We start from the raw sequence: 325 nt of genomic DNA, 5'->3' as shown, positions 1-325 counted from the left end.
CTCCCTGTCAAGTAGACAGTAATAAAAAGAGTATTATGCCACGGCCTTTTCCCGATATTCTATCGGGGAAAGGCCGTGAAGTTTTTCTTGGAATCTTTCTGTATTATAAAATTGAATATATTCTTGAATTGCTCGGTAGGCCATTTCATATGTTTTTGGGCGCACTAAATACAACTTCTCTGTTTTTAAATGTGAGAAGAATGATTCGATACAGGCATTATCAAAACAGTTTCCACGTCTAGAATGACTACCGACAAATCCTAATTTCTCTAACTGTTTTGCGTAGGATTTAGATGTATATTGAAACCCTTGATCTGAATGGAAA

1 protein-coding gene is annotated in these 325 nt (G+C 36.0%); it reads right to left on the bottom strand.

What is annotated here, in order from left to right:
* Positions 1 to 33: 33 nt before the first annotated feature.
* Positions 34 to 325 (bottom strand): IS3 family transposase (locus tag MR143_RS32780; protein WP_242280698.1); only part of this gene is annotated, 292 nt, incomplete at its 5' end.

The sequence above is a fragment of the Bacillus cereus group sp. BfR-BA-01347 genome (genome assembly GCF_022663835.1).
In the GTDB taxonomy this organism is placed as follows: domain Bacteria; phylum Bacillota; class Bacilli; order Bacillales; family Bacillaceae_G; genus Bacillus_A; species Bacillus_A thuringiensis_K.
Note: the sequence above shows the minus strand (reverse complement) of the source record. Positions and strands in the feature narration are given on the sequence as shown.